Below are 14,693 nucleotides of genomic sequence, written 5' to 3' on the forward strand. Positions count from 1 at the left end.
CTGTCTTGTAAAAAAATGAATTTACATATTAATTTTAGCTTTACAACATTTGGCATTAAGTTATAGTTAAATAGTAATACTAAGAGGTGCTTAATGTTTAGTTCACTAACTAATTTTTTTACTAATACGTCTAAAAAGAAAAGTTCTCAATCTGAAGAAAATAATCATTCTTTCTCTAACAGCACAGAAAGTTTATTAGTCCAATCTACTAAAAAAAATCCTCAACTTGATGATCAAAGTAGAACTGACGTGTCTCCTCAAACAAATCTTCAATTTAGTGAGGATGATGTAAAAAACGTGCTCCAAGACTTCGAAAAATTGGATTTTAAGAACAGTAATGAGTGTTTTAACGAAATAGCAGAAGATTATGAAAGGAGGAAAAAAAGTGACCTTTTTAACTACGTAATATTGAATAAGCGAAAATACATAACAGATATATTAGATCAGAGGCTTGCCCACAAAGATCAAGAAAATTTTAGGAAGAAATTTAGTGAATATCTTCTTAAAATAAACGAGAAAATGAATTATGGGAAAGAATTTCAAAATAAACTTCAATTTTTTGAAGATAGGGTAGAAGAAGTATTATCAGATTTTAGAAAATTGAATTTTGGCCTTAAGGATAATTTGTGTAAAGATGATAAGGATAACGTAAATTATAATAAAGGCTGGCCTGCAGATCCATTTGACAAAATAGCGAATTATTATCGATGGAATAAGAACATTTTCCTTTTTAATTATGTAGTATTAAGTAAGCAAAAAGAAATAATAAGTATATTGAATGAAAAGTCTATTCCTGAAGACAAGCGAAAGAATTTTAAAAAGAGGTTGGGTAGATATCTTCTTCGAGTCGAAGAAGGGATGAGTAACGGACAGGAATTTCTCAAAACTGATAGTGCATGCCTTTTTTGATGGATGTTATGTGCCATGCGCATATGCAAAACGTTCTCTTAATCATTATGATCATCTTAGTATTAATATTTCTAAGCCTGGGTGTAGCTTAGAAATCAGCCGTCTTTTCACTGACAAAATTGAAGGGATGGAAAGAAATAAAAATGAGGTAAAGATAGTAGAAATATACAGTAACGATAAAAAAATAGCAACGGTTGAGAAGAATGATAATGGAAAAAGAAATTACTATTTTGCAAAAGATGCAACATGCGATATGAAAATTAGGTGGAGTGCAGAAGATGAGAAAGGTAATTCTGTTAACTGTTTTATTAGTTTAAATGTAAATCCTAGTGAAATTGAGATTGGTAAGGCAACTATTAATGGTAAAGATGTTGAACTAGACGAAATTTTGAAATTAGATGAGCAAAACGAAGATGTGCTTATAGAAGGTAAAGCTTTACATGAATTTTTAGAAGAACGTCTGGAGTACGTACTATGTGAGGAGGAGAAGAATATACAACCACAGGGGAAAGAAGTTGTTACAACACCTAGCTCCATTCTCCATGACGTGGAACTAGATGAGATCAGCGAAGAGGAAGCCATAAAGAAAGGCTGGACTCCCGGGTACTTTGGTAGTTAGATGTATACTACACATTAAACCTAAAGTGCATTATATCGCCATCTTGCACGATATAATCTCTGCCTTCGAAGCGAATTTTCCCTGCATCTTTGCAAGCTAATTCGCTTCCATATTTTATATAGTCTGCAAAGCTTATGGTTTCTGCTTTTATAAATCCCTTTTCAAAATCAGTGTGAATTACACCTGCTGCTTTGTCAGCTGTTGATCCTATCTTTATTGGCCATGCACGTGCTTCTTTGGGGCCCACAGTAAAAAAAGTTATCATACTTAGCACTTCATACATAATACGTGCTACTCCATCAAGTCCTGATTCTTGTAAGCCAAATTCTGATAAAAAATTCTGTTTTTCCTCTTCACTATCAAGATTTGCAATATCTGCTTCAAGTTTCGCTGAAATACAATAAAATTTGCTTTTGTTTTCCTCTGCCATTTTTTCCACCCTTTTAGATAGTTCATTACCAGTTATGATATTCGTATCTTCAACATTGCATACATACATAACAGGCTTTGTTGTTAGCAATTGAAGCAACTTCATCTCATCTTCATCGATATTCTCCAAGCTTCTTGCCGGTTTACCTAATTTTAAAGTAGCTAATACCTCTTGCATTAATTCAAGTTGTCTCTTTAGCTCTTTATCACCTTGCTTTGCTTTCTTTTCCAATTGAGGAAGCCTTTTTTCTATGCTATCAATATCAGCTAGAATTAACTCCATTTCCACTATTTCAGCATCTGATATTGGATCTATTTTACTGTTTACATGGCTGATATCGTCATCCGTAAAGCACCTGAGCAGATGAACAATGGCATCAACTTCTCTGATATGACTCAAAAATTTATTTCCTAGTCCTTCACCCTTGCTCGCACCCTTAACCAAGCCGGCAATATCGACAACTTCCAGTTGATTGTAGATTATTTTCCCCGAGTGAGCAATCGAGGCAATTTGTTTCAAACGCTGATCTCGTATTGGCACTTTGCCAACATTTGGCTCGATTGTGCAAAAAGGATAATTTGCAGCTTCAGCTGCACTTGACTCTGTAAGTGCATTAAATAAAGTTGATTTTCCTATATTTGGTAACCCAACTATACCACAGTTAAAGCTCATATTTGCTATTTAAAGCCTTAATTATTGCATAATTAAAAAATTTTTGCTATACCTAATTAGTTACTTATTAATAAGTTAGTTAATATAATAACATATAGCTTGAATTAAGGTAGAAATTATGGTTGGGCTTAGAAAACGGAAATTACCAAATGGTTTTGACAGTATTGAAAATGCTAAAGGACGCAAGACTTCAGAGAGTAATGTAGAAAAAGAACCTTCTAATAACCAAGTAGTTAAATATGATACTGCAGGTGATGGCAATTCCTTTTTTCATGCAGTGTTTGGTGATAACAGTTCTGGTACATATAAAGCTGAAAGAGCGCAAGATATGAGAATGGAATGGCACAAATTTTTAAGTCGATTTACATCTTTAGATGATCCAAGTATGCCAGCTCCTTTAAAGGGTCAGCTAGAAAAGGTTTTTAATATGTTTTTTAATAAGCCAGGGGATTTAACTGGCAAGTCTGATAAAATAAAGGGTCTGGTTAAGCAAACAAATAGGAAAATTGAAAATGCTGAAGGTAATGTGAAGAGGTTAGTAAGTAGAGCTGTTAGCAAATTTAATATATCGCATAATCAAGCTGTGCTTAATCTAAGTGAATATGCAGAGGCTCTTGATGGCATTGGTGAGAGTGACTATAATGCCGAATATAACAGTGATTTTATTACACGCTCATTTCTTGACAAACCTGAACTCTATCAATCCTATCTAGAAGCAATAGAAAGTAAAAGTTATTTTCCTTTTATTGAAGAAATTCAATTATTAGCTTCTTTAGCCAACATTGAAATTAATGTCCATTGTAAAGTTAGCGGCAGAGAGAAACAACAAAAGTTTGAACCAAATCCTGAAATGATAAACAATGATCAACTAAATCAGATGTTTAATCGTGAGAGTTATAAATTAAATGACGAGTTATGGGGTAGTAAAGAGAGAGAAACAATATATCTTGAAGGAAATCATTACTCTAGGGCTAAAACTGTAACTCAAGAGTTAATAAAACAGCAGCAGGAGCAAGAAGACTTTCTATTAGCAAAACAACTTCAGATAGATGAAATTTTGGAATATTGTGATCTTTCAAAGGATATCTCTGAGAGAGTAGAGATTGAGAGGGAGTTTGATGAGTTATTGGCAAAAAATGCTGATGGAAAAATTGGTGATGTTATAGGGCAGTGCATTAATGATGTACAGCAACGTATAAAATGCCTTGAGGAGCCAGTCTTATCAAGAAGGTGCAGTGTGGAAGAAGCACGTGTAGAAAAAACATTTTATCAACAACAAGTACCACAACCTGTAAGATAAGTCTTCATAGTCTATATACTTCTATAGGGGAGCATTCTATAATAAAAGCCATGCTCATTTTTAACCACTGCTTAATAAGAATAAAGTCTTAGCAAAACAAACACAAGAACAATAGGATTTCTTGCTTGCAAAGCAACTCCAAGATCGGGAGGAAAAAGACTTTTTCCTTGCAAGGCAACTTCAAGAGCAACCCTCACGCACAATCCCTTAACCCAAATGGAGGAAGTAAAAATAGAAGATCAGCAGCAACAAATACTTATAAAATAATAACTCTATGGTTAATGTGCGAGATTTAATTAAAAAATGTTGTCATTCGAGTAGCTGACACTGGGCTCCAATGTCAATTACTCGGATAACAAAAAAACACAGGCTTCACATGCATCTGCAGTACTGTATTAGTCTACTATCTTCATTCCCACAACATTATACCCTGAATCAACATGTAAAATTTCTCCAGTTGTACCACTACTCAGGTCGCTTAATAAGTATAGTGCTGCCTTGCCAACATCTTCTATTGTAACATTGCGTCTAAGTGGAGAATTAATTCTATTCCATTCCGATATGGAGTGAAAGTCACTTATTCCAGAAGATGCCAAAGTTCTGATTGGACCAGCAGAAATTGCATTTACTCTGATGTTCTTTGGCCCAAGATCACATGCTATATATTTTACACTTGCTTCAAGTGCTGCTTTACATAAACCCATCACATTATAATTTGGCATAACTTTTTCAGCACCATAGTAAGATAAAGTAAGTAAACTACCACCATTTAACATCATTTTTTCGGCGCTTTTTGCTAAAGCAGTAAAAGAATAGCACGATATATGCATTGCATTGAGAAAGTTGTTTAGTGAAGTATCGACGTATTTACCATTGAGCTCATTTTTATCAGAATATGCTATTGCATGTACCAAAAAATCAATAGCACCCCACTTTTCCTCTATTTCTTTAAAAGCACTATATATGATTTCCTCATTTGAAACATCACAATGTAGTGTTAGCTCCACATTTAATTCATTCGCTATTGGTAATAATTTCTCTTTTATTACTTCATTTTGATAAGTGATTGCAAGCTCAGCTCCGTGCTCTGAGAGAGTCTTTGCTATACCATATGCTATTGACCTCTTATTTATTATTCCGGTTATTAACCCTTTTTTACCCTGCAATATCATAGAAATTATTTGCCTTTTTTATAATTTGAAATATTAACTAGGCAAAGTCAATTATGTTTTAACTGTAGCTAACGTATAAAAATTACTTCCGCATATTTCCAACCTCATTATAATTACAATTAGAGATATTTTAAGAGCTCAAAATCTATCTTTAGTCTGCAGACTTTTTAATCAAATTTATTAAAAAATATATTCTTCAGTGTATATCTGTCGTATATGCACTGCATTTTTTTCTAACTTTTTTTACACAGGAGGATTTTATGTACAGAATTCCAGATACTTGACCTTTACTTTAAAACCAACTGGCGCCTATGGTTTTTATAAAAAGATTACAGGAAATAAAAATACTCTAGAGAACATGAAATAAGGATACTGAAATATAAGCTGCCTATATTTGCAAGCAGCTCATAAAGTCTTCTTATTTACTTACTCCTTGAGCAGAAGAAAGTTGTTTTGATATAGTCACACTTTCCATACTTGTTGAAGGATTCTGTGAAACTTTTACTATTTCAGAACCTTCTTTACGTAAGTAGGATAGTGCATCATACAATGACTTCGCTTCGTATTGTTTTCCTACTTTTACTTCTTTATGTGCAGCTATTTGCTCCCAAGTGATATCATTGCTTTCAATAAGCTTGATAGAACCGTCATCACTAATATTAATTTTCATTTTACATTCTTTTTCTTCATCGTACCAATTCAAAGTCATGTTATATGAGCCATTAGCTACTTCATAAATTCTTACTCCATGCTCATCAACTCGTCCACGCATTCCTCTTTTTTCATCTCCAGGTAGCAACAATGTAACCGCCGTTATCCTATTGCTTTCAAAAAAATCATTAGTTAAAATATTACTAATGTTTATTTTTCCTTTATTATCATTCAGCACAGTTCTTGCAGTCAACATAGTTCTAATTGGACTTCTCACTCTAAGCTGTACAGATTCTACATCACTGTTTTCTATGTGTTGAGCAATTTCTTGCTTAGTTTCATCAATAATCTTGCCTTTTAGATATTTACCGTGATTTTCATTTTCTGAATTATAAGGAGAGCTATCAGCAAGAATTCGCCTTTTTGACTCTTCATCATCACAATCTAAATATTCAATTTTGCGGTCATGCTTGGTACCTAAAAATGGATGATCATCTGCTCTCACCCTATTATTCGGAGGAAAATTGAAAGTCCTATTCGGTTTATCACTCGATACTGATTCAGATATACCTTGAACAGCTTCAAAACTTTTTTTAAAAGAATTAGTTAACATTATATACCCCCTTATTCTATAAATAGTCTTATCTTAGAATGTTTTTAACATATGTCAATTCAACCACTATGGATTAAAATCCAAAGATTGAGAGAGAGCATAGAATGCTAACTTTCGACTTGAAAGTCACCAAATTTATCTTCTTTTTTAGAGTGATTTTCAATATAATTTTTTATCATTTCGTCAGTTACATTTCCGCTAGTCCTGACAAAGTAGCCTACTGCCCACAACCCAATATCTCTTTTTTAGCTCTGGAAAGTTTTGCTGGATTTTTCTGGAACTTTTTCCTTTTATTAACTGCACTAACTTACTAATACTTAAGTATGGGGGTACAGAAACGTATACGTGTACATGACTTGACGCAACTCTACCTCTGATAATTTCTACTTGATTATTTGCACATACTTCTTGTACAACTTCTTTAGCTTTCTGTCCAATATCTCCAACTAGTACTGGATATCGATATTTTGTTATCCACACTATGTGATATATATACAGAGTGACTGCTTTTTCTATAATATTCCACATTCTTTCAGATTTTTCACCTTAAAATTATATTCTTAAAAGGATGGACTTCAAGTCCAGGGTTTTTCTCCCAAATTTGGGACAATAAAAATTTGATATATTTGACATAAAAGCGTTTTAAATAATAAGAGCAAAATGGACAAATCTATTTCGTGAGTAACCAAAAACCGTTTTGTATTCATTCAGATAAGGAAAAATAGCAGATAGTGTCATGCAAGTAGCTGACACCCTTTTGGTGGACCACACACACAACTTTACAAACATTGCAATATGGCACATAGTAAATGATGTTATTCTATAACGCAAGACCTATACTCACCCAACCTAATGCATTACTTGCAATTTGGATCCCAGTGTCAGCTACTTGGATAACACCAAATGGGCTACTCGCATTTTTTAGGCCTAAATCACAATGCTCGTACTGACCATTTTTCGTATAAGTTACCTTTATAAACAAATGTTTGTACAGCTGTAACACCCACCTTAAAAACTTCAGAAAAACTTACTTGTCTTTTTTTAATCTGTTTAAATTTCCAAAACCAATCTATTTGGATCTTCTATGTAATTTTTGATTTTAACAAGGAAAGTAACTGCTCCTTTGCCATCAACTATTCTGTGGTCGTAAGAGAGGGAAATGTACATCATAGGTCTGATTTCAATTGAGCTACTCACAGCAACTGGCCTATTTTGTATTGAGTGCATGCCAAGTATTCCAGATTGCGGAGGGTTTATTATCGGAGTAGAAAGAAGTGAACCATATACACCACCGTTTGAGATAGTAAATGTTGCACCTTCCATTTCCGATACTTGCAGCTTACCTTCTCGTGCTTTTTTGCCAAGAGCAACTAAAGTTAGTTCAATTTCAGCAAATGACATTTGATCAGCATCACGAATAACTGGTACAACAAGACCTTTATCAGTGCCAACAGCAACACCTATGTCATAGTAATTTTTATATACAATTTCATCACCTGAAATCTCAGCGTTAATCTCACGAATTTCTTTTAGTGCTTGCACTGCTGCCTTTATAAAAAACGACATGAAACCCAGTTTTATTCCATATTTCTTTTCAAAAGTTTCTTTATACTTTGCCCTCAGATCCATGACGTTTTTCATGTCAATTTCATTGAACGTGGTCAGTATTGCAGCAGTATTTTGCGATGCTTTCAAACGAGCAGCTATTACTTGCCTTATTTTGCTCATTTTCACTCGCTCTTCTCTTCTCTCTCCACTTACTACACTTTTTGGCGATTCATATTGTTTTACCGAAGGTTGTTCAGCTTTACTCATATGGTCTATCACATCCGCTTTAGTTATTCTACCTCCCATGCCAGTTCCTTTTACATTTTCTGCACTAATTGCATTTTCTTCCATAATTTTACGAGCTGAAGGGGCATCTTTTTTATCAGGGCCTTCGCCTTTATCTTCTTTTTTCACTTCTTCTTCTACTTCTCCTGCAGCAAGTTTTGCCAGTAATTGATCAGGGCTAATTATATCATCTTCTTTCACAAAAAATTCAGTTATTTGTCCTGAAGCTTCTGCAGTTAGTTCTAGCGCCGTTTTATCAGTTTCAATTTCAAAGATCAAGTCATCTACTTTTACTGCTTCGCCGATATTTTTCTTTATTTTTACTATACCTTCCGTAACTGATTCACCACCAAGAGTTTTTGGCGCTCTGATTTCTATAATTTTGCTCATAAAATAACTTCTATATAAAACTTTCTATAAATTTATACATGAAAAGAAACATAAATAAACTAATAAATTCATTAGGCCTTATGCTTGATTCTTTCCTCCTAATACATGCAAAATTAAAATACTAAGTAAATTGAAATAAGATTATGGATTTTGATAAGGCAGGCAATGCAGAAGACTTATATAACGAAAAACTTCAACTGATATGTAAGACTTATAACAGAGAATTACTATCAAATCAAAGAGTTGTTGATGGCATCAATTCAATGGATTACAGTAAGCTTAAAATCTTATGCAAGTATCATAATAAGTTTAGTCACAAAGGTATTGAAGAATTACTATTAGATGAGAGCATTGTTAATCACATCAACGATTATGATGATGAAATATTTAGGTCCATGCTAAATAATGCACCTGCGGAGCACAATATTCTAGAAATACTAAAAGGTGGAAAGATTTGCAATATCAACAATGAATTCGAAAGTAGTGATAGTGAGGAGAATGGAGAAAATTATGGATATTATGATTACGAGGAAGATGAAAAAAATGATCCGAATAACTTCGCTAAAGAAGCACTAGGAAATAAAGGAATTAATGAAAAACATGTTGATGATGTTCAGTTTTGCAACGATGCAGATGTGGGAATACCACCAAAAAATCAAAATGATATTAGGAATATCCGTCTTATTCAATGGATGATAGTTGAGAGTGATGGTAAGCTTAGTGAGCAAAATGTTACAGAATTACTAAAAGATCAGAGTTCTATTGATCGAATTAACTCTATTGGTGATAAAAAGCTTCAACTTATACTCAAGAGTAATAAGTTTAGTGGTGAAAATATTATGGAGTTATTAGGAAATCAAAAAGTTGTTGAATACCTCTGTTTTATTGATTATGAAAAATTTGAACTCATTCATAATAGCGATAAGTTTAATAGTAGCAATTATACTAGTAGCAGTTACAAGATTATAAGGTTGCTAGAAAATCAACAAGTTGTTGAGCACATCAATTTTATTGATTATGAAAAACTTAAATTCATACTTTGTAATGATAAGTTTCTCTTTAGCGATATTGTAAGACTACTAAAAAATCAGGAGGTTGTTGAGAATATCATTTCTTTTAACATTAAAAAATTTCGACTCATATTTTATCGTGATAATCTTAACTACGTAGATACAATAGAATTACTAGGAAATCAGAAAGTTGTTAATGGAATCGGTTTTACTCCTTTTGAAGAGTTAAAATCCATGTGTAGTCATTCTAGTCTTAGCGATATTATAAAACTACTAGAAGATAAAAATGGGCCTAGTAATGTCTTAAGTGGGACACGGAAAGAAAAAATGCAAGTCAGTTACATATCATGACATAGCTTAAAAAGTGTTTATATCCAAGGTTTTGCTTTATAAATTTAAGAGGGTGTTAAATAAACCATACGCATCAAATTAAGAAAACACGCTCAATTTAGACCATTTTTGCCATATTTCTTAGTAAAATCACTGGCAGCTGACACCGAGGTTGAGAAAATTTTTGTAATATAGACTATCAATGATTTTTCAGTAATAATATAGTTTTAGGTGGATATAGTGAACGTTTCATACAGAGATATAGACATTAAGCTAATTAGAACAGGTTGAATTCAAATGTTGAATCTAGAATCTCTGCCAAAACATCTAGCAATTATTATGGATGGTAATGGTAGGTGGGCAAACAATCAAGGAAGGGTAAAAATTGATGGCTATAGAAAAGGCAGTGAGGTTGCATTTGATATTGCTAAGCATTGCACAGTCCTGGCCATACCTTACTTAACTTTGTATGCATTTTCCATGGAAAATTGGCTCAGATCTGAAAACGAAACAGACTACCTATTTAATTTATTTTACTACACTTTAACTAATGAAGATAAAATGAAATTCATTTACAATTGTAACATTAAGTTAAATTTTATTGGCAATTTAAGTCTATTGCCCAGTAAAATATTCGATCAAATCAAAAAAGCAGAAGAAGTGACACATAAGAACGATGGTCTATTACTCACTGTTGCAGTTAGTTATGGAGCAAAGCAGGAAATTATACATGCTATCAACAACGTCATAAAAGGAAATATTGATTGCGTATTGGAAGAGGAATTTGAAAAATTTCTGTATACTAAAGATTTGCCAAAATTGGATTTATTAATTCGCACTGGTGGCGAAAAAAGGTTAAGCAATTTTTTATTATGGCAAGCAGCTTATGCTGAATTGTATTTTTGTGATACTTTGTGGCCCGATTTTTCTTGTCAAGATTTGACCAAAGCACTAGAAGATTATACAAAAAGAGAAAAAAAATATGGTAGATAATAACTTTATGGTTAGAATATTGTCCTCAATAGTAATATTACTCATATTTTCTTTTGCTACATATTTCAGTGATTTATCATTTTATCTACTAATTTTTTCAATTGCAGTTTTATCTTCTTTTGAATGGTATAATCTAACTCAGGGCAATAGAATCTTATACATTTTCGCATTACTATTAATCGCACTACCAAATGCCTCGCTAATATGCCTATATAATCTACCACAGGGAAAATATGCATTAGTATGGCTTATCTTAACTATTTGGAGCATCGATATTGCTGCCTATTTTTTCGGCAAAAATTTTGGTAAAACTAGAATTTGTCCAATCATTAGCCCTGGGAAAACTTGGTTAGGACTTTTTGGTGCAGTCTTAGCTGGAATAGTGTGTACAATTTTTGGCTCAATATTTTTGAGTTTATTTCCAATTTTTTATTCTCCAATAATTGGTTTGATAGTTGCTATTCTAGCCCAACTTGGAGATTTCACTGAGTCACTCATCAAAAGAGTTTACAATGTTAAAGATAGTGGAGGTATTATACCAGGCCATGGAGGAGTACTCGACCGTATGGATAGTTTCATTTTTACTGCCCCTCTCATTGCTATTTACATAAGCTAAAAAAATGAAGTACTATTAACCTTTGGTTCTTTCCTTCTTGCTTATTACTTTCACCTCAACAGATTGAAATTCTTCGGCACTCACTATTTCATCCATTGACTTATTACAATAAGGACAATACATTTCTCCTTCTTTGTGTAAGTATACTATTGGATGACCAGAACCATCATCATTTTCATCACCACGGCAGCAAACTATTACATTATTATCCCTCACTTTTAACATGTCTCTCCTTTAGCTTACAATATTTTACACATCTAACATACTCGTTTGGAAATAAAAAAGACAACAAATACTTATTCTCCATTTTCTACCCTATTTAGATTAATCAATTCACTTTGGACACTTTTTGACACAAAGTTGCTAACATCTCCTCCTAATCTCGCTATTTCCTTTACAAAACTTGATGAGATAAATTGAGTATCCTCAGATGCAGGAAGAAATATAGTTTCGATTTCAGGAAAGAGCTTATAATTTACCCAACTCATTTGAAACTCGTAATCAAAATCCGATACTGCTCTCAGTCCTCTAATAATAACAGAAGCATTTTGCTCTTTGGCAAACTTCACTAGCAACCCATTAAAGGATATAATATCTGCATCAATTCCTGCTCCTTTCACTTCATTTTTAGCCATGCTTGTGCGCAGTCTTATGTCAAAATTAGTATGTTTATTAACATTCTCTGCAACACCAATTATCAACTTATCGACTAGCTTACATGCTCTTTTTATTATGTCAAGGTGCCCAAAAGTTATGGGGTCAAATGTACCAGGATAAATTCCTATTTTGTTACTAATGTTCATTCTTTGTTTCTATACTTCAAAAACTTTTGATGGACATGATAACGTTTTTTATCTAAAAATGAAAGTACGTAGTTGGCCTGATAGCTCAGTTGGTAGAGCAAAGGACTGAAAATCCTTGTGTCGCTGGTTCGATTCCTGCTCAGGCCACATTCTTTTTCTTAATGTTCTATAATATATTATAATATTAATATAATTATTTAGGAAATAATGTATAAATGTTACAATAGAATATTTAATATACTATTAATTACATTTCTACTATTAAGTAATATCGCTTATAGTGAAAAAGTAAACAAAGAATTACCTGCTTTGACAGTGGAAAATGCAGTAAATTATAATATAATTGTTGGTTTATTGCAAACAGATGAATCTCAAAATATCTATGAGATATTCAATAATTTTGGGGTTAAAACTATATTCATTGACTACGACAAAATAATTAATCTAAAAGAAATCCAAGAAGAGTTCGCAAAACAAGATGAAATATTGGCAAAAAAGCTGATACTAGATCGAATAAAAGTTGAAGTTGCAAAATTTATCAAAGAGCAAAAGATAAACAGAATATTTATTTCAGATAACTTTCATTCAGCTCTTAACCCTTACCGCCAGCTTGTGAATGAAGCAATTGTAAAAATAGTAGATGACAATCCTACAATTCATTTGCTTGCCATATGCGGTGGTTTACAAGACATTATGCATGCAAAAGAAATTGAAATAACAAATGTTGTTAATGATGAGAAGAATCATTTAAAATCAGCATCCTATCCACAAAAAGAGAATATACCTCTTCAGCAGATAAAAATTGTTCCAGGTAGTAGTTTGGAAAAAGTGGTAGCTAGATTTTTACTACCTAATCAAAATGGCTGGTTTTCAACTTATTTTCCGAATGCTCATTCAGGTACAGTAAGTAATACTACAGAGAATAGAAGAAGGCTAGAGCTACTTGGATATAAAATTGCAGCGTTTGCCAATGACGGATTAATAGAAGCTATCGAAGATAAGCATAGTAATATTTACTTTCAAAGTCATCTAGAAGCCCTTGTTGTCAAATCAGATAAAAACTCTCGTTTGTCAAGCCAAAAGGTACGTCAGGTTTCAACACTAGTTGCTATAGCGATTATAAATGATTTTCTTCATCGCGTTTAATGCTAAAATAAGGAGAATCATTTAATGTAATGCCAGTACTCTTTCTTCTTGTCATCCCAGTGCTTGACACTGGGATAGCTTTGTTGCACAGCTCTTCGGATAGTGGGTAATGTATAATAAATTCATGAAGCTATATCAAACTTAGCCATGCCTATTTCAGTAAATTTGTTAAGCAAATAACACTTGAGTAGCAGTTCCTTCTCACGATTAATCTCAGATTTATTCCTAAAACTAAATCCAAATATTTGCTTCAGTCGCGAGAAAAAACTTTCTATATAAGATCTCTTCCAATAATTTATCTCTTTTTTCCACCTCTTCATACCATCTTCATCATATGACTTTATGAGCTTGATTGTAGAATTTCTCTCATTCATATAATCCAACTTTGGATGCTCTACTGCATTATTTTGCGGAGGAATCCTTGTCTTTATGTCAAGCTCATCGCACAGTTTGTATAACTTCTTTCGATCTATCTGCATATATCGTGCTTATGTTATACTTGGTATCCACTCTTTCAATAAGATCACAGGCTCCATAGTGGTCGGAATAAACTCCACTACTGTATTTTGCAGCTATAACTTTTTTACTACCTATCTCTAGCATTACATCTTGTTTGCTCATAGCGGCGATACTTTCTATCTGTACCATTTGCCTTACTATGGCCTGGAATATTATTGTAGATGCTGATACCTGTACTATCTATAGCAATTTCAATATCTTCCATATCGTTCTTATCAACTCTGCAGTCGTTGATTTTGATATTAAGCTTTTTAAACCTTCTTGAAGCCTGCGAATAGCTGATAATTTGCAAAATTTTCCCTATTTGCTCAAGATATTTCTCTATAAATCCCACTGTTTGCCTAAGACCAATCCTGAATAGATAGGTTATTATGTGAATTAGAATCACTACTTTGTCGCTGTAGACATTGTTGCCACCTGCTACTTTTGGACTATTTTCGTACCAATTTTCAATGGCATCGTTGATATAATGAAAAACATTTCCCCTTTCTTGAAGAAATTTGTTATATTCATTGCAGTTACTGACTTTCATTCTTATTGGCATATTTTTCCTTTGTCGGCTAAATATCTATTTTATAACAAATTCCATCAGTAACTGCCTGTTCTTTCCTTGAGTGGTGCAACAAAGCCATTCCAGCTTCACGCGCTGGAATGACATCAAAGGGGCTACTTGAATGACATACTTGA

At 33.0% G+C, this 14,693-nt stretch carries 16 protein-coding genes, 1 tRNA gene and 1 pseudogene; 8 read left to right on the forward strand and 10 right to left on the reverse strand.

Going from position 1 to position 14,693, the window contains the following annotated elements:
• The first annotated feature begins 93 nt into the window (after window positions 1-93).
• Window positions 94-909, forward strand: coding sequence for a hypothetical protein (locus tag ABWU65_RS06775; protein WP_265022208.1), 816 nt, complete (start codon window positions 94-96; stop codon window positions 907-909).
• The gene (locus ABWU65_RS06780) at window positions 893-1,528 is read left to right on the forward strand and encodes a hypothetical protein (protein ID WP_353280515.1); all 636 of its coding nucleotides are present in this window, start codon (window positions 893-895) and stop codon (window positions 1,526-1,528) included. The genes ABWU65_RS06775 and ABWU65_RS06780 overlap by 17 nt, the downstream gene beginning before the upstream one ends.
• 7 nt (window positions 1,529-1,535) lie before the next feature.
• On the opposite strand, the gene ychF is transcribed toward ABWU65_RS06780, so the two are convergent.
• Entirely contained in the window at window positions 1,536-2,630 is a 1,095-nt protein-coding gene (ychF, locus tag ABWU65_RS06785; protein WP_214303382.1) for a redox-regulated ATPase YchF, read from the reverse strand.
• A gap of 118 nt (window positions 2,631-2,748) precedes the next feature.
• On the opposite strand from ychF, the gene ABWU65_RS06790 reads away from it, so the two are divergent.
• A complete protein-coding gene (locus tag ABWU65_RS06790) occupies window positions 2,749-3,930 on the forward strand; it encodes a hypothetical protein (RefSeq protein WP_353280517.1) in 1,182 nt (393 codons plus the stop codon).
• Between the two features lie 395 nt (window positions 3,931-4,325).
• Here the strand turns inward: ABWU65_RS06790 and ABWU65_RS06795 are convergent, their stop codons facing one another.
• The 5 genes and pseudogenes from ABWU65_RS06795 to odhB all read right to left on the reverse strand — a co-directional run bounded on the left by ABWU65_RS06795 (window position 4,326) and on the right by odhB (window position 8,589).
• Window positions 4,326-5,102: an enoyl-ACP reductase gene (locus ABWU65_RS06795; protein WP_353280519.1), complete on the reverse strand. Its 777-nt coding sequence runs from the start codon at window positions 5,100-5,102 to the stop codon at window positions 4,326-4,328.
• A 418-nt stretch (window positions 5,103-5,520) separates the two neighbouring features.
• Window positions 5,521-6,366 carry a hypothetical protein gene (locus ABWU65_RS06800; RefSeq protein ID WP_007302842.1) on the reverse strand — a complete coding sequence of 282 codons (846 nt, stop codon included), beginning with the start codon at window positions 6,364-6,366 and terminating at the stop codon, window positions 5,521-5,523.
• Between the two features lie 107 nt (window positions 6,367-6,473).
• Window positions 6,474-6,892, reverse strand: a pseudogene (gene tnpA / locus ABWU65_RS06805) (IS200/IS605 family transposase).
• Between the two features lie 294 nt (window positions 6,893-7,186).
• Window positions 7,187-7,348, reverse strand: coding sequence for a hypothetical protein (locus ABWU65_RS06810; protein WP_007302841.1), 162 nt, complete (start codon window positions 7,346-7,348; stop codon window positions 7,187-7,189).
• 68 nt (window positions 7,349-7,416) lie between these two features.
• Complete coding sequence (gene odhB, locus ABWU65_RS06815; protein WP_007302840.1) at window positions 7,417-8,589, reverse strand: 2-oxoglutarate dehydrogenase complex dihydrolipoyllysine-residue succinyltransferase; 1,173 nt, start codon at window positions 8,587-8,589, stop codon at window positions 7,417-7,419.
• A gap of 143 nt (window positions 8,590-8,732) precedes the next feature.
• Between odhB and ABWU65_RS06820 the strand changes: the two genes are divergently transcribed.
• The 3 genes from ABWU65_RS06820 (at window position 8,733) to ABWU65_RS06830 (ending at window position 11,538) form a co-directional block, all read left to right on the forward strand.
• The gene (locus tag ABWU65_RS06820; RefSeq protein ID WP_353280521.1) at window positions 8,733-9,950 is read left to right on the forward strand and encodes a hypothetical protein; all 1,218 of its coding nucleotides are present in this window, start codon (window positions 8,733-8,735) and stop codon (window positions 9,948-9,950) included.
• Window positions 9,951-10,226: 276 nt separating this feature from the next.
• A complete protein-coding gene (gene uppS / locus ABWU65_RS06825; RefSeq protein ID WP_007302838.1) occupies window positions 10,227-10,922 on the forward strand; it encodes a polyprenyl diphosphate synthase in 696 nt (231 codons plus the stop codon).
• Window positions 10,912-11,538 carry a phosphatidate cytidylyltransferase gene (locus ABWU65_RS06830; protein WP_007302837.1) on the forward strand — a complete coding sequence of 209 codons (627 nt, stop codon included), beginning with the start codon at window positions 10,912-10,914 and terminating at the stop codon, window positions 11,536-11,538. Before uppS ends, ABWU65_RS06830 begins: the two co-directional genes overlap by 11 nt.
• 15 nt (window positions 11,539-11,553) lie before the next feature.
• Here the strand turns inward: ABWU65_RS06830 and ABWU65_RS06835 are convergent, their stop codons facing one another.
• Window positions 11,554-11,763, reverse strand: a complete 210-nt coding sequence (locus ABWU65_RS06835) for a zinc-finger domain-containing protein (RefSeq protein WP_007302836.1) — start codon at window positions 11,761-11,763, stop codon at window positions 11,554-11,556.
• Between the two features lie 71 nt (window positions 11,764-11,834).
• Window positions 11,835-12,341, reverse strand: a complete 507-nt coding sequence (gene coaD, locus ABWU65_RS06840) for a pantetheine-phosphate adenylyltransferase (protein WP_007302835.1) — start codon at window positions 12,339-12,341, stop codon at window positions 11,835-11,837.
• Window positions 12,342-12,415: 74 nt separating this feature from the next.
• On the opposite strand from coaD, the gene ABWU65_RS06845 reads away from it, so the two are divergent.
• Together ABWU65_RS06845 and ABWU65_RS06850 are read left to right on the forward strand one after the other, a co-directional pair.
• Window positions 12,416-12,488, forward strand: a tRNA-Phe gene (locus tag ABWU65_RS06845).
• Window positions 12,489-12,548: 60 nt separating this feature from the next.
• Window positions 12,549-13,487, forward strand: coding sequence for a gamma-glutamyl-gamma-aminobutyrate hydrolase family protein (locus ABWU65_RS06850; RefSeq protein ID WP_007302834.1), 939 nt, complete (start codon window positions 12,549-12,551; stop codon window positions 13,485-13,487).
• A gap of 122 nt (window positions 13,488-13,609) precedes the next feature.
• Here the strand turns inward: ABWU65_RS06850 and ABWU65_RS06855 are convergent, their stop codons facing one another.
• Together ABWU65_RS06855 and ABWU65_RS06860 are read right to left on the reverse strand one after the other, a co-directional pair.
• Window positions 13,610-13,966 (reverse strand): transposase, encoded by a 357-nt coding sequence (locus ABWU65_RS06855; protein ID WP_007301972.1) that lies wholly within the window; start codon window positions 13,964-13,966, stop codon window positions 13,610-13,612.
• A 107-nt stretch (window positions 13,967-14,073) separates the two neighbouring features.
• Window positions 14,074-14,550: a transposase gene (locus tag ABWU65_RS06860; protein WP_019236989.1), complete on the reverse strand. Its 477-nt coding sequence runs from the start codon at window positions 14,548-14,550 to the stop codon at window positions 14,074-14,076.
• Window positions 14,551-14,693 lie beyond the last annotated feature (143 nt).

Source organism: Wolbachia endosymbiont (group B) of Silvanus unidentatus (assembly GCF_964028615.1).
Lineage (GTDB): Bacteria > Pseudomonadota > Alphaproteobacteria > Rickettsiales > Anaplasmataceae > Wolbachia.